General features: G+C 71.2%; 14 protein-coding genes. 2 read left to right on the forward strand and 12 right to left on the reverse strand.

What is annotated here, in order from left to right; translation table 11 throughout:
- Position 1: 1 nt before the first annotated feature.
- The 3 genes from JUB13_RS04590 to rfaD form a co-directional block, all read right to left on the reverse strand.
- Positions 2-2,143, reverse strand: coding sequence for a peptidase domain-containing ABC transporter (locus tag JUB13_RS04590; protein ID WP_207477544.1), 2,142 nt, complete (start codon positions 2,141-2,143; stop codon positions 2-4).
- 8 nt (positions 2,144-2,151) lie between these two features.
- Positions 2,152-2,568 carry a hypothetical protein gene (locus JUB13_RS04595; protein WP_207477545.1) on the reverse strand — a complete coding sequence of 139 codons (417 nt, stop codon included), beginning with the start codon at positions 2,566-2,568 and terminating at the stop codon, positions 2,152-2,154.
- 354 nt (positions 2,569-2,922) lie between these two features.
- On the reverse strand, positions 2,923-3,906 hold the full coding sequence (gene rfaD, locus JUB13_RS04600; RefSeq protein ID WP_207477546.1) for an ADP-glyceromanno-heptose 6-epimerase: 984 nt from the start codon (positions 3,904-3,906) through the stop codon (positions 2,923-2,925).
- Positions 3,907-4,043: 137 nt separating this feature from the next.
- On the opposite strand from rfaD, the gene JUB13_RS04605 reads away from it, so the two are divergent.
- Complete coding sequence (locus JUB13_RS04605) at positions 4,044-4,619, forward strand: SIS domain-containing protein (protein WP_207477547.1); 576 nt, start codon at positions 4,044-4,046, stop codon at positions 4,617-4,619.
- 10 nt (positions 4,620-4,629) lie between these two features.
- The gene (gene rfaE1 / locus JUB13_RS04610; protein WP_207477548.1) at positions 4,630-6,114 is read left to right on the forward strand and encodes a D-glycero-beta-D-manno-heptose-7-phosphate kinase; all 1,485 of its coding nucleotides are present in this window, start codon (positions 4,630-4,632) and stop codon (positions 6,112-6,114) included.
- Between the two features lie 11 nt (positions 6,115-6,125).
- Here rfaE1 and JUB13_RS04615 read toward each other — a convergent pair whose 3' ends face one another.
- The 9 genes from JUB13_RS04615 to JUB13_RS04655 all read right to left on the reverse strand — a co-directional run bounded on the left by JUB13_RS04615 (position 6,126) and on the right by JUB13_RS04655 (position 17,649).
- Complete coding sequence (locus JUB13_RS04615) at positions 6,126-8,984, reverse strand: hypothetical protein (RefSeq protein WP_207477549.1); 2,859 nt, start codon at positions 8,982-8,984, stop codon at positions 6,126-6,128.
- Positions 8,985-9,051: 67 nt separating this feature from the next.
- Positions 9,052-10,140, reverse strand: a complete 1,089-nt coding sequence (locus JUB13_RS04620; protein WP_207477550.1) for a CgeB family protein — start codon at positions 10,138-10,140, stop codon at positions 9,052-9,054.
- Between the two features lie 111 nt (positions 10,141-10,251).
- On the reverse strand, positions 10,252-11,256 hold the full coding sequence (locus tag JUB13_RS04625; protein ID WP_207477551.1) for a sulfotransferase family protein: 1,005 nt from the start codon (positions 11,254-11,256) through the stop codon (positions 10,252-10,254).
- 54 nt (positions 11,257-11,310) lie between these two features.
- Positions 11,311-12,057: an SDR family oxidoreductase gene (locus tag JUB13_RS04630; RefSeq protein WP_207477552.1), complete on the reverse strand. Its 747-nt coding sequence runs from the start codon at positions 12,055-12,057 to the stop codon at positions 11,311-11,313.
- A complete protein-coding gene (locus tag JUB13_RS04635) occupies positions 12,054-12,506 on the reverse strand; it encodes a GtrA family protein (protein WP_207477553.1) in 453 nt (150 codons plus the stop codon). The genes JUB13_RS04630 and JUB13_RS04635 overlap by 4 nt, the downstream gene beginning before the upstream one ends.
- Entirely contained in the window at positions 12,503-13,966 is a 1,464-nt protein-coding gene (locus JUB13_RS04640; RefSeq protein ID WP_207477554.1) for a UbiA family prenyltransferase, read from the reverse strand. Before JUB13_RS04640 ends, JUB13_RS04635 begins: the two co-directional genes overlap by 4 nt.
- A 41-nt stretch (positions 13,967-14,007) precedes the next feature.
- The gene (locus tag JUB13_RS04645) at positions 14,008-14,883 is read right to left on the reverse strand and encodes a class I SAM-dependent methyltransferase (protein WP_207477555.1); all 876 of its coding nucleotides are present in this window, start codon (positions 14,881-14,883) and stop codon (positions 14,008-14,010) included.
- Positions 14,884-15,025: 142 nt separating this feature from the next.
- A complete protein-coding gene (locus JUB13_RS04650; protein ID WP_207477556.1) occupies positions 15,026-16,363 on the reverse strand; it encodes an FkbM family methyltransferase in 1,338 nt (445 codons plus the stop codon).
- On the reverse strand, positions 16,360-17,649 hold the full coding sequence (locus JUB13_RS04655) for a glycosyltransferase family 4 protein (RefSeq protein WP_207477557.1): 1,290 nt from the start codon (positions 17,647-17,649) through the stop codon (positions 16,360-16,362). Before JUB13_RS04655 ends, JUB13_RS04650 begins: the two co-directional genes overlap by 4 nt.
- Between the last annotated feature and the right edge of the window lie 128 nt (positions 17,650-17,777).

Genomic DNA, 17,777 nt, shown 5'->3' on the forward strand with positions numbered 1-17,777 from the left:
CTCAGGCGATGTGCTTGGTCTGCTGGTTCCACAGCCCGCGATAGACGAGGCTGCGCGCCAGCAGTTCGTGGTGCCGGCCGATGCTCTCGATCCGGCCGCGGTCCATGACCATGATCGCGTCGGCCTCGACCAGCGAGGACAGCCGGTGCGAGACGATCACCAGGGTGCGCCCCTTGGCGATCTGCTTCAGGTTGCGCTGGACGATCGCCTCGCTCTCGGGGTCGAGCGCGCTCGTCGCCTCGTCGAGGATCAGGATGCGCGGGTTGGTCACGAGCGCACGGGCGATCGCGAGGCGCTGCTTCTGCCCGCCCGAGAGGTTCGCCGCGTTCTCCTCGAGCTGGGTGTCGAAGCCGCGCGGCAGGCGCTCGATGAATTCGTCCGCGCCGGCGAGCCTGGCGGCCTCCATCACCTCGAGCAGCGTGCAGTCCGGGCGGGCCGCCGCGATGTTCTCGCGCACGGAGCCGCGGAACAGGAAGTTGTCCTGCAGCACGACGCCGGTATGGGTGCGCAGATGGACGAGGTCGATCTCGCGCATGTCGTAGCCGTCGATCCGGATCACGCCGCCATGGGGCGGGTAGAGGCCCTGGATCATGCGGGTGACGGTCGTCTTGCCCGACCCGCTGCGGCCGACCAGGCCGAAGATCATGCCCTCGGCGATGGTGAAGGACGCCTCGTTCAGGACCGGCGCGCTGTCCGGGGAATAGCGGAAGGACACGTTGTCGAACTCGATCCGACCGCGCAGCGGCGGCCGCAGGCCGGCGTTCCCGCGCTCGGGCGTCTCGTTCATGATCGAGCCCAGCATCTTCACCGACAGGGAGACCTGCTGGTAGCTGTGGACGAGCCCGACCATCTGGACCAGCGGGCCGGTGACGCGGCCCGACAGCATGTTGAAGGCGACCAGCGCGCCGATGGTCAGCGTGCCGTCGAAGACCGAATGGGTGCCCACGAACAGCACCGCGACCGTCATGAAGGTCGACAGGAACTGCACCACGGCCATGGCGCTGAGCGAAATCTTGCCGACGCGGAACTGCATGGCGACGCTGCGCGCCGAGCTGTCGTTCCAATGGCGGCGCTGGTGCGGCTCGAGCGCCAGCGACTTGACCGTCCGCATGCCCTGGATGGTCTCGACCAGCAGGGCCTGGCGCTCGCCCTCGGCCTCGTAGAGCTCCTTCAGGCGCCGCTGGAACGGCTTCATCACGATCGCGATCACCGAGGCGATCAGCAGCGCGAAGAGCACGACCAGGACGGTCAGCTTCACGCTGTACATCAGCAGCATGGGCACGGCGACCAGCAGGACGGTGGCGTCGAGCATGGTCATGAACAGCGAGCCCGTCAGGAACTGGCGAATGCTCGCGGCCTGCTGCATGTGCTTCACGAGCATGCCGGTCGAGGCGCGCTCGAAGAAGTGGATCGGCAGGCTCAGCAGGCGCGTGAAGATCCGGTCGTTGACCCGGACGTCGATCTTGTTGGTGGCGTAGAGGGCGAGATACTGGCGCAGGGCGCCGAAGCACGCCTCGAACAGCATGGCGCAGGAGATGCCGATGGTCAGCACGTAGAGGGTCGAGTAGCCCTCGTGCGTCAGCACCTTGTCCAGGACGAGCTGCATGAAGATCGGCGACAGCAGCGCCAGGAAGTGCATCACCAGCGCGACGATGCCGATGTCGCGGAACAGCTTCCACTGCCGCATGATCTCCGGCACGAACCAGCCGATGCCGAAGCGGCGGTTGGGATCGTCGGCGGTCTGGGCGCGCTTCACGAACAGCACGTCGCCCGTCCAGGCGGAGCAGAACGCGTCCTCGGACAGGAACATCATCTCCGGGACGTCGGCCAGCGGGTCGAAGACCGCCACGTGGTCGTCGGCCTCGCGATAGCCCGCCAGCACGACCCAGTTCCCGTTCTTGAGCGGGACCAGGAGCGGATAGGCCTCGCCGACCTTGCGCAGGTCCGACCAGCGCAGCCGCCCGAGCTTCGCGCGCAGCTTCGCGTCACGCGCGATGCGCAGCAGCATGGGCCGGGACGGCGCCTCGTCGCCGATGGCGTAGTCGTGAAGCATGCGCTGCACCGACAGCTCGACGCCACGGTGGCGCGCCACCAGCATGAGGCAGTGGAGCGAGGTGTGATTCTGGTTGTCGGGGACGGACATGTGCGGCGTCACACCCTCTCGAGCTGGTCCGCGCTGGCCGGAAAGTTCGGCGAGCGCGGCGTGCGGGCGGGAACGGCCCGGGTGGCAGTGTCGGCCGGGGCCTGGGCCGCGGCTGCGGCCGGGGCCGCGTCGGGCTCAGGCGCGGGTGCCTCCGCCTCGACGGCCCGCAGCGGGACGGCCGCCGGTGCGCCCGGAAGCGCACCGCGCTCGCGCAGCGACTGGGCCGCGATCTGAAGACCGTTCACGAGATCGACGAAGCCCTGCGCGCTCAGCACCAGGCGCTGGCGCAGCTCCGGCTTCGGCTGGCCCTGTGCGTTCTTCTCGACCGCCGACAGGCTGTAGAGGTCCACGCGCACGATGCCGCGCGCGAAGGACACGTCGAGCAGGCCATCGACGAAGAGTTCGGATGCTGCGTTGGATGACATTCTTGTCTGATTCCGGCTGAGCGAGGTTGCGCTGCGACAATGGCCTAGGGCGGAGCCAATGGGCGTAATTCGTTCGTCCCCGCTCACCCGTATAGTCTCGCCGAGACGGCAAGGCAAAGCGCGTTGTGACGGCACGCGCCGCCGCCCGCTTTCGTCACAGGCGCCCTGCCGGCCTCCGCATGACGCGGGGTGAGCCCGGGAAAGCTTGTCCGCTACCCGGTTGACAATTGGTAAAGCAATGCCTAACTCTATCGATAGAGCAAGCGCTGTTGCCCGACAGGCGAGCCCTGAAAAGAGGAAGGCCTGCCCGACCGGGCAGGCCTTCCTGCTTTCACGCCCCGGACGGCCCCGCACTCAGCGGTAGCGGTTCTCCGCAGCCAGGAAATCGCGGACATAGGTGCCCACGGCGTCCTCCAGCGGCGTGAACGGCTCGGCGTAGCCGGCCGCGCGCAGCCGTTCCATGCGGGCCTGGGTGAAGTACTGGTACTGGCCGCGGATCTCCTGCGGCATGTCCACGAAGGTGATGGCAGGCTCCCGCCCGACGGCGCGGTAGGCCGCCGAGACCAGCGCCTCGAAGCTGCGCGCCTGCCCCGTCCCCACGTTGAAGATCCCGCTGACCCCGGGATTGTCCAGCAGCCAGAGCATCACGGCGACGACGTCGCCGACCCAGACGAAGTCCCGGAGCTGGCCGCCATCGGCATAGTCCGGCCGGTGCGAGCGGAAGAGCCGCGCCGGCCGGCCCGCGTCGACGTCCGGCCAGACCTTCGCCACCAGGCTCTGCATGGCGCCCTTGTGGTACTCGTTGGGCCCGAAGACGTTGAAGAACTTCAGCCCCGCCCACTGGGGCGGCCGCGTCGCCTGATGCTCGGCGCGGCGCAGCGCCAGCAGGTCGAACTGCTGCTTGCTCCAGCCATAGAGGTTCAGCGGCCGCAGCGCCGCATGCGCCTCGAAGGCGGGGTCGTCGTCGAAGCCCAGCTCGCCGCCCCCGTAGGTCGCGGCCGAGGAGGCGTAGATGAACGGCGTGCGCGTGCGCGTGCACCAGTCCCAGAGCGCGTGGGAGAAGCGGAAGTTGGTCTCGAAGACCAGGTCCCCGTCGGTCGCGGTGGTGGACGAGATCGCGCCCAGGTGGAAGACAGCCCGGATCCCGCTGCCGGCCTCCATATGCGCCAGCAGCGCCTCCGGCGCCACCACGTCGGCAAGGACGCGCTTCCTGAGGTTCCGCCACTTCCCGTCCGAGCGCAGCCGGTCGCAGACGAGGATCTCCCGCTCGCCGCGCGCGTTCAGGGCCGCGACGAGGTTGGAGCCGATGAAGCCGGCGCCGCCGGTAACCACGATCATTCTTCACCCCAGCGTCTGCCTGACCCCGGGTCTCTTAATGATACCAGCCTTCCTGGGCAACACCTTCGACAGGTCCAGGCCCATGCACTATAACGGGCCGCCACGGCCGGTGACCGGCCCGATGCGGGATGCGCGGGATGGACAGCAAGTTCCTGTTCGATCAGACCTTCGAAGAGCACATGGCCGTCGCCCGCGCCTGCGCGGACACCCTGAGGGATCCCTTCGCACGGTTCGTCGATGTCTGCGCCGGCGCCCTTCGTGACGGGCGCAAGCTGCTGTTCTTCGGCAATGGCGGCAGCGCGGCCGACGCCCAGCACATCGCGACCGAGCTGACGGTCCGGTTCGAGCGCAACCGCGCGGCCATGGCGGCGCTGGCCCTGACCACCGACAGCTCGGCCCTGACGGCGATCGGCAACGACTTCGGCTTCGAGCGGCTCTTCGCGCGCCAGATCGAGGCGATCGGCGCGCCGGGAGACGTGGCCGTCGGCATCACGACCTCGGGCCGCAGCGCGAACATCACCGCGGCGCTGCGCACCGCGCGCGAGCGCGGGCTGGTCGCGGCGGGCCTGAGCGGACGCGACGGCGGCGATCTCCGCGGGCTCGCGGACCCGCTGCTGATCGTTCCCGCCGACAGCACCGCCCGCATCCAGGAGATGCACATCACGCTGGGCCACATGCTGTGCGCGGCGCTCGAACGCCAGGCCGCGGCCTGAGGACCCGCCCATGACGGAGCTCTCGGACCTCACCACCCTGATCGGCCGCTGCACGGGCGCCCAGGTGCTCTGCATCGGCGACCTGATGCTCGACCGCTTCGTGGACGGGACGGTCGAGCGCATCTCGCCCGAGGCGCCGATCCCGGTCCTGCGCAAGCGGCACGAGGCTGCCATGCTGGGCGGCGTCGGCAACGTGGTGCGCAATCTCTCGGCCATCGGCGCCTCCTCGACCGTGGTCGCGGTCGTCGGGACCGACGGACCGGGCGAGCAGGTGGCAGCGCTCCTGGCCGCCGAGCCCGGCGTGACCGCCCGCCTGGAACGGCTGGCGGCGCGTCCGACCACCGTGAAGACCCGGTTCCTGTCCGGCGGCCACCAGCTCCTGCGCGTGGACGACGAGACCACCGCGGCGCTCGCCGCCGAGGCCGAGGCGCGGCTCGCCGCCGCCTGCGCGCAGGCGCTTCCCGGCTGCGGCGCCGTCGCGCTGTCGGACTACGGCAAGGGTGTCCTGACGCCGCGCCTAATCGCGGCCGTGATGGAGGCCGCGGCGCAGGCAGGCGTACCGGTGATCGTCGACCCCAAGGGCCGGGACTTCGCGCGCTACCGCGGGGCCGCGCTGCTGACGCCCAACCGGGCCGAGCTCGCCCATGCCACCGGGCTGCCCACGCGGACGGACGAGGAGGTCGTCGCGGCGGCGCGCCGGGTGCTCGCCGAGTGCGGCGTCGCGGCCGTGCTGGTGACGCGCAGCGAGGACGGCATGACGCTTGTCACCGCCGCCGGCGAGGTCGAGCACATCCAGGCCCAGGCGCGGGAGGTCTTCGACGTCTCCGGTGCCGGGGACACGGTGGTGGCCCTGCTCTCGGCCGCCATCGCGGCCGGCGCCCCGGCCGCCGCGGCGGCCCGGCTCGCCAATCTCGGCGGCGGCATCGTCGTGGGCAAGGTCGGGACGGCGGTCGTCCGCCCGGACGAGCTGATGCAGGCCCTCGTCGACCGCCAAGCCCACGAGGGCAGCGGCAAGCTGATGACGCTGCCGGAGACCGTGGACCGCGTCGAGCGCTGGCGCCGCGCCGGGCTGCGGGTGGGCTTCACCAACGGCTGCTTCGACCTCCTGCATCCCGGGCACATCTCGCTGCTGGAGCAGGCGCGCCGCGCCTGCGACCGGCTGGTGGTCGGGCTGAACAGCGACGCATCCGTGGGCCGGCTCAAGGGTCCCGAGCGGCCGGTCCAGCACGAGGTCGCGCGGGCCACCGTGCTGGCCTCGCTGGCAAGCGTCGACGCGGTGGTGGTCTTCGACGAGGACACGCCGCTGGAGCTGATCCGCACGCTGCGCCCGGACGTCCTGGTCAAGGGATCGGACTACACGGTGGAGCAGGTCGTCGGCGCGGACGTCGTGCAGGGATATGGCGGCCGCGTGATGCTGGCCGAGCTCGTGCCCCAGCAGAGCACGACCCGCCTCGTCGCGCGCATGCGCCGGCAGCCCGGCGCCGTCGGCGGCTGACCGGCGGCCGGTCAGCCGCCGGTCAGCCGCGCGCCTTCGACGCGCAGCCCGGCCTCGCCGAGATGGCTGACCCGCAGCTCGAAAGGCGCGCTCGTCCCATTGGGCCCGATCTCCTCGGGGCCGACGCGGAACTCCATCCGCAGCGGGCCCTGCGCCAGGTCCGCGACGCGGGCGCGGCGCTCGGCCACCACCTCGCCGCCCAGCACGATCTCGACCGCCACGGCGTGCGCCCGCGGCTGGCCATGGGCGCGCAGCGCGAGCTCGACCGCGTAAGCGCCGGCCGGCAGCGGCAGGTAGGGGCCATAGAGCACGTGGCCCGAAGGAGCCTGGGCATCCACCGCGACCGCATCCCCCTCGCGGCGCGCGGAGCCCGCCAGCGAGAGCTGGGGCAGCAGGTCGACGCCCAGGGCCTGGCTCCCCTCCGCCGCCCGGGCGAGGTCCAGCGCCCGGATCTCGAAGCCGGCATCGCCCTCGGCGCTCACCAGGAATTCCAGCGGCTCGGAAAGCCCCCCGGGCGCATCCACCTCGGTGATCCCGAAGCCGATCTCGACGGGTTCTCCGCCCAGAAGGGACGCGTTGACCCGGCGACTGCCGAAGCTGCGGCGGTCCGGCGTCGTCACGGTGACGGACAGGGCCGGCCGCTCAGGTCCGCCCTGCCCGTCCAGCGGCACGGCCGACAGCAGCAGGCGATAGCTGCCGGGCGACAGCCGCAGATACGGGCCGAAGAGCAGCAGCCCCGGCGCATATCCGGGCTCGGCACGCACCGGACCGGCGGGGTGCCCGCCCCCTACCAGGCGCATGGCGCCGAGCTGCGGGCCCAGCAGCTCCTCGCCCCAGGCTTCGCGGAACTCGCGCCAGCCCTCGGCGCCGGTCGCCGCCTCCTTGCGCGCGAACCAGGTGCAGGGCATCAGCAGGTCGGGGCCGTCGGGCGCCGCGAAGGGCGCGATGGGCGCCGCGGCATCCGGTCCCACGCGGTCGAGCGTGGCGGGATCGAGGGCGGCCGAGAACGGCGCGGCCGCCCGCAGGCCCGCCCTGGCCAGCAGCGCGTCCAGCCGCCCCGAGGACAGCGTCCCCGCGGGGATCCAGGGGCCCTGCCGCGTCCCGGTGACCAGGGCGTTGGCCCCGATCGCCAGGACGCCTCCGGGGGCGAGAAGCGGCACCACCCGCTCCAGCATCGCACCGGCCCCGGCCCACCCCTCCGCGAAGAGCGTGTTGTGCGGCATCACGACGAGATCGAAGCCATCCGCACCGCGATCCGGGGCGTCCTCCGCGCCATGAACGAGCCGCAGCTTGGCGAGGGCGGGAAGCTCGCTGGTCTGGCACCACTCGGCGACCTTCTCCGGCGTGGCAGGGGGATCGCCGATGTTCAGCACCTCGACCGCCGCCACATGCTCCGTCAGAGCGACGTAGAGTGGGTCGGGCAGCCGCGCCACCACCAGCGCGCGTCGGCCGGGCCCGAACGCGCCAAGCCTTTCCGCGCCCCAGAGGAGCTGCGCGTGCTCCCAGGCCCAGCCGCTGCGGTGCTGGATGTCGGCGGCAAGCAGCCGGCCGAAATGCGCCTCGTCGTAGTGGCGCCAGTCCGGCCGCTCCCAGGCCCGGACGGTCGCCATCCCGTTGAGGACCTCGGCGCCGGGATCCGCCGCCAGAGGCAGGCGGAGCATGCCCTGCAGCCGCGGCGCCGCACGGCCGCCCTCCAGCCGGGCGCGTAGCGCGGCCAGCGCCGGGGCACCGGCGCCGGTCAGCGCTGCGATCTCGCCGGCATCGGCGTCCATCAGATCCAGAAGGGGCGCGGCGAGCGCCGCGGCGTCGGTCTCGGCGCCCCCGTCTCTAGCGCCTCCGTCCAGCGCGCCGCGCAGCGTCCGCAGCAGCAGCGCTGTCTCGCGCAGCCTGGGGGCGCTGCGGCCGGACCGCCCGGCCGCCCGGCGCCCGAGCCGTTCCAGCAGCGCCGCGCCGTCGCCGCCGAGCGGCCAGGCTGGCGGATCGGTCAGCGCGCCGATCGGCGTGAAGGCCGGCTGCCCGAACCCGAGATCCTCGGCCAGGGGAACGGGGGTGCAGCGCGCGTCGATCCAGCGGACGCAGAAATTGGCGAAGCGCAGCAGGTAGGGATCGTCCAGCTCCGCCGGAACGGGTCCCAGCGCCGCATCGCGAGCGGCGGCGAAGGCTTCCGCGGTGCCGTTCCCGCCGCGGGCGCGGTCCAGCGCATAGCGGTGAAGACCGCGCCCGAAGGCCAGCCACAGCGCCTGGCTGTAGGCCTGCGGGTGCTTCAAGTGCAGCGCCAGCGGCCCCTGGACCTGGCGCAGCGGCACGTCAGCGAAGGCCGCGGCCAGCGGCACCCAGTAGTCCCACCAGGGCTCGCCCAGGATCAGCCCCATGTCGCCGATGCGGCCCGGCAGGTCCGCGTCGAACACGAAGAGGTCGACGCCGAGCTCGTAGGCCAGCCCCGCGTCATCGAAGGGGTCGGCGACGTCGCATCGCTTGCCGATCAGCAGCCCGCCCGCGGCCGAGGCCTCCATGGCGGCGCCGAGCCCGGGCCCGCCCGCCAGGAGGATGTCGGCATTCACGATGCCTGCGCGCGGCACGCCCGCCGCAGCGATCGCGGCGAACAGGGTCGCGATGCGTGGCTTCTTGTTGGCGCCGTCCTCGGGACGGCGCGGCAGGAAATGGTAGACGACCCCCGGCAGCGGATCGCTGATAAGGGCCCTTTCGTCCTCGTAATGAACGGAGTGCGGCTCCAGCCCGCAGCGCCGCCAGGACGCGATGCAGGCGCGCAGGTATTCCGGGCCCACATCGCCGCCGTCGCGCAGCGGACGGCGCAGGCGCGGCGGGATCGAGGTGAACGCGGCCAGCGGCGTGGGGATGGGCGTGCTCATCGGCGCCTCGTGCCCGAAGCCCGGGCCTGTACGGGGAGTGATGCGGCCATGCTCGTGCGCCGCCGGCTCAGGTCGATCCCGACAGCCAGCGCAGCGTCCGCACGATGCGGAGCAGCCGGTGCGCGAAGAGATGGTTCCCGAGCGCGTGCAGGTGCCGTCGGCGCGCGGCGCCGGCGCCGCCGGCATCGAACAGCTCCAGCGCGCGCCGGTGGGCCCTGATCACGCCCTCGGGGCTCGGATCGGCATAGCGAACGACCGGCAGGTCGCGCTGCAGCTCGGGCCCGATCAGCGCGTCGAAGCCATGGACGTTGGACGCCACCAGCGGGATCTGCCCGGCCAGAAGCGCCTCGAACAGGCGGTATGGCATGTCCTGGCGGACCGAGACGCTGATGGAGACCTTGTAGCGCATCCATTCCCGGAAGCGCTCGTCCGGTCCCATCGAGAAATAGTCCGCCTGCGCCTCCGCGAAGCTGCGGATCTGCAGCGCACCGCCCGGGATCGCCGCCACGTAGCTCTCGACCAGCGCGTTGCGCGGCTGCCCCTCATGGGCGACGAACCGGCCGTAGAGCGCGTCCAGCCGCGGCTCGTGCTCGAAGCGGCCAAAATACTCGGCCGCCTGGGAGCCCGACCATTGCTTCACGCCGCAGGGCACGCCGCTGAAGACGAGATCGTTGAAGGCGTGGAGATAGCGCGTCCCGATGTCGTGGGCCGAGAAGACGATGTCGAAGTCCCGCGCGAACTCGGCGCTGTAGCGGTACAGGTGATGGTTGTCGACGAGCAGGATCACGCTCAGCGCGTCGGGGTTCGCGGCCCTGAGATCGGCGAGCACCGCCCGGTAGTCGTTGAACAGCGCCCAATTGCTCTGCACCAGCAGGAGGTCGGCGGGCCCGCCGGCATCGGCCTCGATCGCCGGCCCGCCGAGCCGGCGCACGTCCTCGACGATCTCAGGCTGGAAATTGCCGCGTTCGGTCGGGATGCGCAGGCGCACAACCGGACGCGCGAAGGTGCCGCGCAGGCGCCGCAGCGCATCCTGGCGGCGGGCCGCCTTGAACTCCGCCAGGTCCGGATCGTCCTCGAGCTGCTGCAGCCGCCGCATCGTCTCCTCGACGCGGACGATCTGGTCCTCGATGCGGGCTGGATCTGGGGAGGCGGTCACGGATTCATCCTGTCGCGGGCGGGCGGGCCCCCTTATCGGCGGCGCCGCGCCCCGGGGTCAAGGGCGGGGCCAAGGGTGGGTCAAAGGGCGGGGCGGCACGCCGCGGCGGGATCAATCGCCGCGCAGCGCGCGCCGGACGCGCCCCTGCACCGCGGAATGCAGCGGCTGGTCGAGGCTGGTGACCAGACGGATATCCGCCATCCTGTCGGCGATCAGCCCCTCGATCCGCGCGAGCTCGCGCGCCGCGCCCTCCTCGCCGCGGAAGGTCACGCCGCGCGCGTTCAGGGCATCGACCGTCCCCCCATATCCCAGCCGGCGCAGGCGCTCGGCCCCGAGCGCGTCCAGCAGGATCGAGAGCTCGCCGTCGTCGAAGACGCCCTGCCACCCGCCCACGGAATCCTGGTGCGGCCGGTCCGTCTCCAGGATCTTGCTGTCGCCGAAGCCCTGCCCCCTGCCCCCGCCCGCGCCGAAGCGGGTCAGCGAGGCCGTTCCCTCCGGCGGCGGCGCAAGGCCCAGATGCTCAAGGATCCGCTCGAGCCCCGCCTCGGGCTCGGCGACCAGCTGCTCGTAGCCGACGGTCAGGACCGCTTCGCCCCGCGCGGCCGCGAACCGCTCCAGGCGGTCGAGGCCGGCTACGAGATCGAAGACCGCGGGCTCGTCCAGCCCCTCGGCGATCGCGGAGGCCAGGTTCACCTGCCAGGTCGTGCGGTAGGATGCGGCGACATCCAGCGGATCCCGCTTCAGCCAGATGAAGCGCGCCTCGGGGAAGATCTCCGCCAGGAAGTCGAGGATCAGGTAGTAGCGCGGGGTCTTGTCGACCAGGAAGGTCTTTCCCGTCCGCTCCAGCGCGGCGCCGTAGAGGGCCGAGGCCGCGCCGCGGATCGCTGCGCGCCGGCTGTCCTCGATCCAGAAGCGGCCGACCGCGGAGCCGACGAGCTGGGCGTTCGCGGGATGGCGCACGTCCACGCAGCCGAGCTGCTCCAGCGCGAGCATGATCCAGGGCTCCGCGGGCGAGGCGATGGCGGGGTGACGCTCCAGCATCGTCGAGAGCAGCGTCGTGCCCGAACGCGGCACGCCGAGCAGGAAGCCGAGGCCCTGTCCCGTGGATCCGATCATCAGCGACATTCTCCGGTCTGGTGGCTCCGGCTTGGGGCTCCGGGCGGCCCGGCCCTACAGCGAGGTCCGCTTGAACACCGGCTCCGGCAGCCCGCGGATCACCGCCATCACGAGGCGCCAGACCGGCCGTACGTACACGATGTCGCGCCGCTTCTCCTCGGCGGCGAGGACCGCGCGAGCGACCTCGTCGGGCTCGGCCGTCAGGGCGCCCGGCAGGTCCCGGCCGGCGGTCATGCGGGTGCGCACGAAGCCCGGCTTGACGGTGATCACATGGACGCCGTGGCGCGCCAGCCGGTTGCGCATGCCGGACAGGAGGGCCGTGAACCCCGCCTTGGCGGCACCGTAGACGTAGTTGCTGGCGCGGCCGCGATCCCCCGCCACCGAGCTGATGCCGATGATCGTGCCGGAGCCGCGGGCCTGCATCCGGTTCGCGACCTCGCCCAGGATGCTGGCAGGTCCCTCCAGGTTGGTCCGCAGCACGAGCGCCGCCTGCGAGGCGTCGCGCTCCGATTCGGACTGCTCGCCCATCAGTCCCACGACGCAGACGACCGTGGCCGGCAGACCCGGCAGCCCGTCCAGGAAGGCCCCGTGCCCGGCGGTGTCCAGCACGTCGAAGGCGACCGCCGTGACCCGGCCGCCATGGCGGATCTCGAGGTCCGAGACATCGGGGGCGAGCCGTGCCGGATCGCGGGCGGCGAGGATCAGCGGCCTGCCGGCCGCGGCGTAGCGGCGCGCGATCGCACGCGCGATGTCCGAGGTGGCGCCAAGGATCAGGACGGTGTCGGCGCGGTCGGCTGTCATGGTCCTCCGGGGGGGCAGAGCTCGGCCGGGCGCGGCGCGGGATCGAAGACGAAGCGGCGGTCCAGCCGGTATTTCAGCCAATACCCGATCGCGAGCCCGACCGCACCGCCCGGCAGCGCCCAGCCCTCGCCGAACAAGGCGTGGAACAACAGCTCGGTGCCCCAGAAGACGGCGGTCGTCACCAGCCCCATGGCCGTATACAGCGAGAACCTGCGGGCATGGGCGCCCGCGCCGGTCGAGCGGTCGTCGAAGATCCAGCGCTTGTCCAGCAGGTACTTCACCACCAGCCCGGCCAGCGTTCCGACGGCCATGGCCGCGCCCAGGGCCAGCGGGCCGCCATAGAGCGCCAGCGTGGCCCACTGGCTCGCCAGATTGATGGCGGTCGCGATGATTGCGAAGGCGACGTAGCGGGCGGCGATGCCGACCGGGGTGGACGGCGCGGAGGTCACAGCGACGCCGCCACGACGATCGCGCCCAGCGCCGCGCCGGCAGCCAGGCTGGACCGGTCGGTCATGGCGAACACGACGGGATCCTCGTGCATCTCGCCGCGATGCGTCAGGATCAGGATCCGCCCGATCCAGCAGATCAGGACAAGGCCCGCCAGCCGCAGCAGCTCGGGATGCCGGTACAGCGGCAGCACCTCGGGACTGTCCACGTAGAAGGCCATCACGAGCACGGCCGCAAAGCCGCTGGCCGTCGCCAGCATCTCGAGCACGGGAAGATCCTGCAGCCGGTACGCCCGGCCCGCGGGATCCGGACGCCCCTCCTTCAGGCGGTTGGCCAGCTCCGCCGCGCGCTTGACCAGGGCGAGGCTGAGGAACAGGAAGATGGAGAAGGCGATCAGCCATTTCGACAGCGGCAGCCCCAGCGCCACCGCGCCCGCGACGACGCGCATTCCGTAGAGGCAGGCCAGGACGACGACGTCCACCATCAGCTTGCGCTTGATCAGCAGCGAGTAGCCGAGCGTCAGCGCGTAGTAGCAGACCAGCACCAGCAGGAAGCCCGGCGACACCGCGACCGCCAGGAGCAGGGCCGCCGCCAGCAGGACCGGGAACATCAGCACGCCGTGGACCAGCGGCACGGTGCCCGCGGCGAAGGGGCGGTGCCGCTTGGTCGCATGGGCGCGGTCGCTCCCGAGGTCCAGGAGGTCGTTCAGCAGGTAGACGCTGGAGGCGCACAGGCTGAAGCTGAGAAACGCCAGCAGCGCGGCAAGGATCGCCGCGGGATCCAGGAGCACGTGCGCCGCCAGGCCCGGCACCAGGATCAGGAGGTTCTTGAGCCACTGGTGCATGCGCAGCGCGCGCAGGTAGTCGGAAACGCGCCGCGCCCTCGGGGACAGGATGCGCACGTCGGCGCACACGCGGTTCGCCGCGCGGATCAGGCCAGGCGCAGCGTCCACCACATAGGCCGTCCGCGCGGAGCGCCAGACGCCGAGGTCGACCGTGGCGTTGCCGACATAGTCGAAGCCGCCGGCGCCGAAGGCTTCGACCAGCACGCGCTCCTTCGCGGCGCCCGCGAGGTTGGTGTGCGCATCGGTCGCGAACACGCCGTCGAACAGGCCGAGATGGTCCGCAAGCGCCCTGACGTAGCGCGCGTCCGAGGCGGAGGCCAGGTACACCGGTCGGCCCTCGGCCTTCGCCGTGCGGACGAGGTCGAGGACGGCCTCGTTCAGCGGCATCTCGTGCAGGCGAAGGACCGCGACGTCCGCGAGGCGGATCTTGAAGCCCGCCTTGCCGCCGCGCAGCCACAGCGGCGTGCGCAGCGCCCTCAGGGGCGCCGTCGCCAGCAGCTCGAACAGCGCCTCGAAGAGCAGGTCGGTCTTCAGCAGCGTCCCGTCGAGATCGACGACGAGCGGAAGCTGTCGCTTCTCAGGGGCGACGGCGCCGCCCTGCGGTTCCATGACGTCCATGCCCCTCTGGCCCCCGCCTGCTGCTGCCCCCTGTCCGCCGGTCAGCGGGTGTTGCGCGCGGAGAGGCCCGCACGCAGGAAGTCGCGGAAAGCACCGCGGCGCGCGACGCCGTGAATGCGCTCGTCACGGACGACCTCGCCAATGTCGGCCTCGGCGAAACCCACGTCCAGGCACCAGTCGCGCAGGCACTCGGGCGTCGGCAGGAAGTAGTTCCAGCCGCCGCGGCTGAGCTCCTCGTCGTTGATCCGGTAGAAGCGGCTCGGCCCCTCGTAGCGGCACAGGCTGCCCGGCGCGTCCGTCCCCGCGGTCTCGATGAAGCAGCGCCCGCCGTCCTTGAGCGCCGAGAAGATCTGGCGCAGGGACAGCAGCGGGTCGGTCACGTGGTAGATCACGCCCGAATAGATCACCATGTCGAAGTGATCGGCATATTTCGGCAGGAAGTCGTAGAGGCTCTCGGGCACGGCGACCAGCCGGTCGCCGAGGCTGAAGGTCTCGGCGAGGACGTTGACGGTGTCGACGTACTTCCGGACCTCGTCGATGGCGATCACCCTGGCTCCGAGCGCGGTCAGCAGGAGGGAGACCCCGCCCGTCCAGCAGCCGATGTCCAGGATCGTGAGCCCCGACAGATCGCGCTCCAGGCCGAACCTGTCCATGAAGCGGGCGACGATGTCGATGTGGCGGTCGCCCATCCGGCCCTGGACGGTGAACTCGTCGTCGAGCCGGTGGTTGTGGCCCCAGTGGTACTTGACGGACAGGTCGCGCTGGAAAGTGTGGTCGACGAAACCCTCGCCGCGTCCGTCGACCGTGCCGATCCGCTCGGAGATGTAGCGCTTCAGCGCCGCGGTCCGCTCGGGGCTCAGGCTCCGAGCCGAGAAGCGGTCATCGAAGGTCGCGCGCAGAAAGTCTTGGGTCGACATCACCTACTCCAGAGCTCGGGGCGGCAGCCGGCGCCGCTGCCGGTGCTTAGCCCAGTTGCGCCCTCTCCGTCCATGGGCCCGTCCATGGGCCCGTCCATGAGCACACCCCGTGGACCGGCCACCGCGCAGGGTGCCGCCGGGCTCAGGCGACGTCACGCCGCGCGATCACCACGTCGCAGAGCGGCAGGCCCATCAGGGTCTCGCGCCCGACAGGGTCGAGCATGCCGGTCTCCGCGATGCGCCAGAAGCGGAAGCCCTGCGTCTCGAGGTCGCGCACATGCTCGGCCACGTCGCCGGACCGGGCCTTCATCATGGAAACGGCCCATTCGGCCACGATCACGATATCGGGCGAATTCCGCAGGATCCGCCGTGCGCCGTGCAGCACCAGCGGCTCGACTCCCTCCACATCCATGCGCAGGAGAGCGACCGGCCGGGTGTCGAGCACAATGTCGTCGAGCGCGACGCACTCCACCGGGACGATCTCCTCGCTTTCGGGCAGGACATCGAAGGATGCGGCCACGGCCTCGACCTGCTCGCCCCAGACCACCCAGCGCTCGCCTGTCGGATCGAGATCGAGCCAACCACCGAGCCGTCCGCCGCCCACCGCGCCGTCGAAGCCCATGGCACGCCCGACGCGGTCGCGGACCGCCAGCGGCAGGCGCTCCCACGCGGATAGGGCGCGCCCGAGCCGGAGCACCAGTGCGGACCACGCCTCGACCCGCACGGAATCCACGGCCAGCCAGCGCCCGAGCTCGGCGTCCGCCGTGCCTTCCGAGCCCAGGCGACGCGCAACCACCTCCCGCATTCCGGCGTTCAGGCCCGACCAGATCCGGCGCGTCTTCAGCCAGGTGGCGGCGCCCAGCCGATCGGCCGCGAACCCCCACGGCCCCGTCCCGTCGCCGAGCAGCGCATCCGCATCCAGTACGTGGCCACCGCCCACCGCGGTCGGATCGATCTCGAAGAGCAGCTTGCAGGCCCTGTCGAGCGCAGCTTTCGGGACGAGCGTGACACGGTCCGAGAGGCCGTTGGCCGCGAGCGAGGCGCGCAGCAGCGGGATCAGCTTCCGGTTGGCCTCGAAGGTGTAGAGCCAGCCGTCGGGGCCGATGCGCTCGGCCATGGCGACGGTGTGATAGCCCATGTTGGCACCGACCTCGATGGCGAGGTCGCCCGGGCGCAGCAGGCGGTGCACCACATCCTCGGTGGACCGTTCCCACACGCCCGACAGGGCTAGGTGGGGTGCGATCGTCAGGTCGGCCGTGTCGATGAACAGAAGATGGCCGCGGTGCGTGCGCGTGACGGCACGCCCGCCCCCGAGATAGGCATAGACCGGCCGCGCACCGTCGCGGGACGCAGCGGCCATGCGCTCGAGGTGCACCAGCCGCTCCGCGAGATCCGAGATCGTGGCTGGCGGGCTAACATTGGCACCGGCTGCGCCGCGCTTACCGGATGCCGACAGCCACCCCATCAGCCATCGTCTCATCCCAGGACTTTCGCGTAGGCGGCGGCCAGGCGCTCGGCATAGCGCTCCCGGCTGAAGAGCTTGGCCTGCTCCAGCGACCTGCGCGACAGGTCCGCGTGCAGCTGCCGGCTGCCGATGACGGCTTCGAGCTTCGCGCGGATGTCCGCCACGTCGTAGGGATCCGCCTGGAGTCCCGCGCTGCCGGCGACCTCGGGCAGCGAGGAGACATTGGACGTTACGACGGGGATCCCCGACACCATGGCCTCCAGCACGGGAAGCCCGAAGCCCTCGTAGAGCGAGGGGAACGCGAAGCAGTAGGCGCCCTTGTAGAGCAGCGGCAGGTCTAGCTCGGGCATGTAGTCGACGAAGCGCAGCCTGTGCCGGCAGGCCGCCTCTCCATAAGCGAGATGCAGATCGCCGATCTGGCTCTTCCACATCCAGGCCTTCTTGCCCGCGATCACCAGCGGCATGTCGGTGTCGATCTGCATGTAGGCGTCGATCAGGCCGCGCACGTTCTTCTTGGGCTCGATCGCGCCCACGAACAGGAGGTAGCGGCCGGGCTCGATCCGATAGGGCGCGAGCCGCGCGGCCAGCACGTCCGGCGAGACAGTCGCCGGCCTCAGCCGGGCCGGCTGGTAGGTGACCTCCACCCTGTCCGGGTTCACCCGCAGGTACTTCACGATGTCCCGCTTTGAGGCTTCGGACACCGTCAGGATCAGGTCCGCGTTCTCGACGACCCAGCGGTGCCGCCTGAAGATCTCGACCTTGTCGTCCAGCGTCGTCGTCGGGAGACGCATGGGAACGAGATCGTGGATGGTGGCGACCATGCGCGCGCCGGGAATCCGCAGCGGCATCGGATAGGTCATGTGCCAGACGTCGAAGGGCTTCGGCACGCCCACGCTGACGCCGCGTCCGAAGCTGCGGAATGCGCGGAAGGCCAGCGAGTAGCAGTGCCTTGCGTTCAGGATCTCCGACACGCCCGGGGGGATCGCTCGGGTGAGCACCATGTCGCTGATCGGCACGTGCCGGGCCTTTGCCGCCGTGCCGAGCAGGCCTCGAATGCCCAGGGTGATCGCCCGGAGGCGAGCGCCCCAGCGTGACGGATGGACCTGCGCATCGAAGAACGCCAGCTCCGTCAGGTAGTCGTCCTCGTACTTGCCCGTCGGGCGCGAATAGAGAAGGCTCGGCTCCGCTCCCAGGGCGTCCAGGGTCTCGATCAGGGTCTGTCCGTAGGTCTTGATGCCGGTCCCCTGCGGCAGCTGGATGTTGAAGGCATCGACCAGCACCCGCGCACCCTGAAGGCTCATCGTCGACCTCGGCTTCCTTGATTGGGACGGCGCTTCGCACCTGTCCGGCGAGAAGGGATACGGACAGGTGGAGCCGAATGCAACCGTGCGGGCCTTCACGGCTCCGCCGCGATCGCTTCCATCCCAAC

The organism is Arenibaculum pallidiluteum (assembly GCF_017355985.1).
Classification (GTDB): Bacteria; Pseudomonadota; Alphaproteobacteria; order Azospirillales; family Azospirillaceae; genus Arenibaculum; species Arenibaculum pallidiluteum.

What these genes read in the sequence shown, in the direction of transcription:
- JUB13_RS04590 (WP_207477544.1), bottom strand. Translation starts at nt 2,143, where the DNA reads ATGTCCGTCCCCGACAACCAGAATCACACCTCGCTCCACTGCCTCATG.
- JUB13_RS04595 (WP_207477545.1), bottom strand. Translation starts at nt 2,568, where the DNA reads ATGTCATCCAACGCAGCATCCGAACTCTTCGTCGATGGCCTGCTCGAC.
- rfaD (WP_207477546.1), bottom strand. Translation starts at nt 3,906, where the DNA reads ATGATCGTGGTTACCGGCGGCGCCGGCTTCATCGGCTCCAACCTCGTC.
- JUB13_RS04605 (WP_207477547.1), top strand. Translation starts at nt 4,044, where the DNA reads ATGGACAGCAAGTTCCTGTTCGATCAGACCTTCGAAGAGCACATGGCC.
- rfaE1 (WP_207477548.1), top strand. Translation starts at nt 4,630, where the DNA reads ATGACGGAGCTCTCGGACCTCACCACCCTGATCGGCCGCTGCACGGGC.
- JUB13_RS04615 (WP_207477549.1), bottom strand. Translation starts at nt 8,984, where the DNA reads ATGAGCACGCCCATCCCCACGCCGCTGGCCGCGTTCACCTCGATCCCG.
- JUB13_RS04625 (WP_207477551.1), bottom strand. Translation starts at nt 11,256, where the DNA reads ATGATCGGATCCACGGGACAGGGCCTCGGCTTCCTGCTCGGCGTGCCG.
- JUB13_RS04630 (WP_207477552.1), bottom strand. Translation starts at nt 12,057, where the DNA reads ATGACAGCCGACCGCGCCGACACCGTCCTGATCCTTGGCGCCACCTCG.
- JUB13_RS04640 (WP_207477554.1), bottom strand. Translation starts at nt 13,966, where the DNA reads ATGGACGTCATGGAACCGCAGGGCGGCGCCGTCGCCCCTGAGAAGCGA.
- JUB13_RS04645 (WP_207477555.1), bottom strand. Translation starts at nt 14,883, where the DNA reads ATGTCGACCCAAGACTTTCTGCGCGCGACCTTCGATGACCGCTTCTCG.
- JUB13_RS04650 (WP_207477556.1), bottom strand. Translation starts at nt 16,363, where the DNA reads ATGAGACGATGGCTGATGGGGTGGCTGTCGGCATCCGGTAAGCGCGGC.
- JUB13_RS04655 (WP_207477557.1), bottom strand. Translation starts at nt 17,649, where the DNA reads ATGAGCCTTCAGGGTGCGCGGGTGCTGGTCGATGCCTTCAACATCCAG.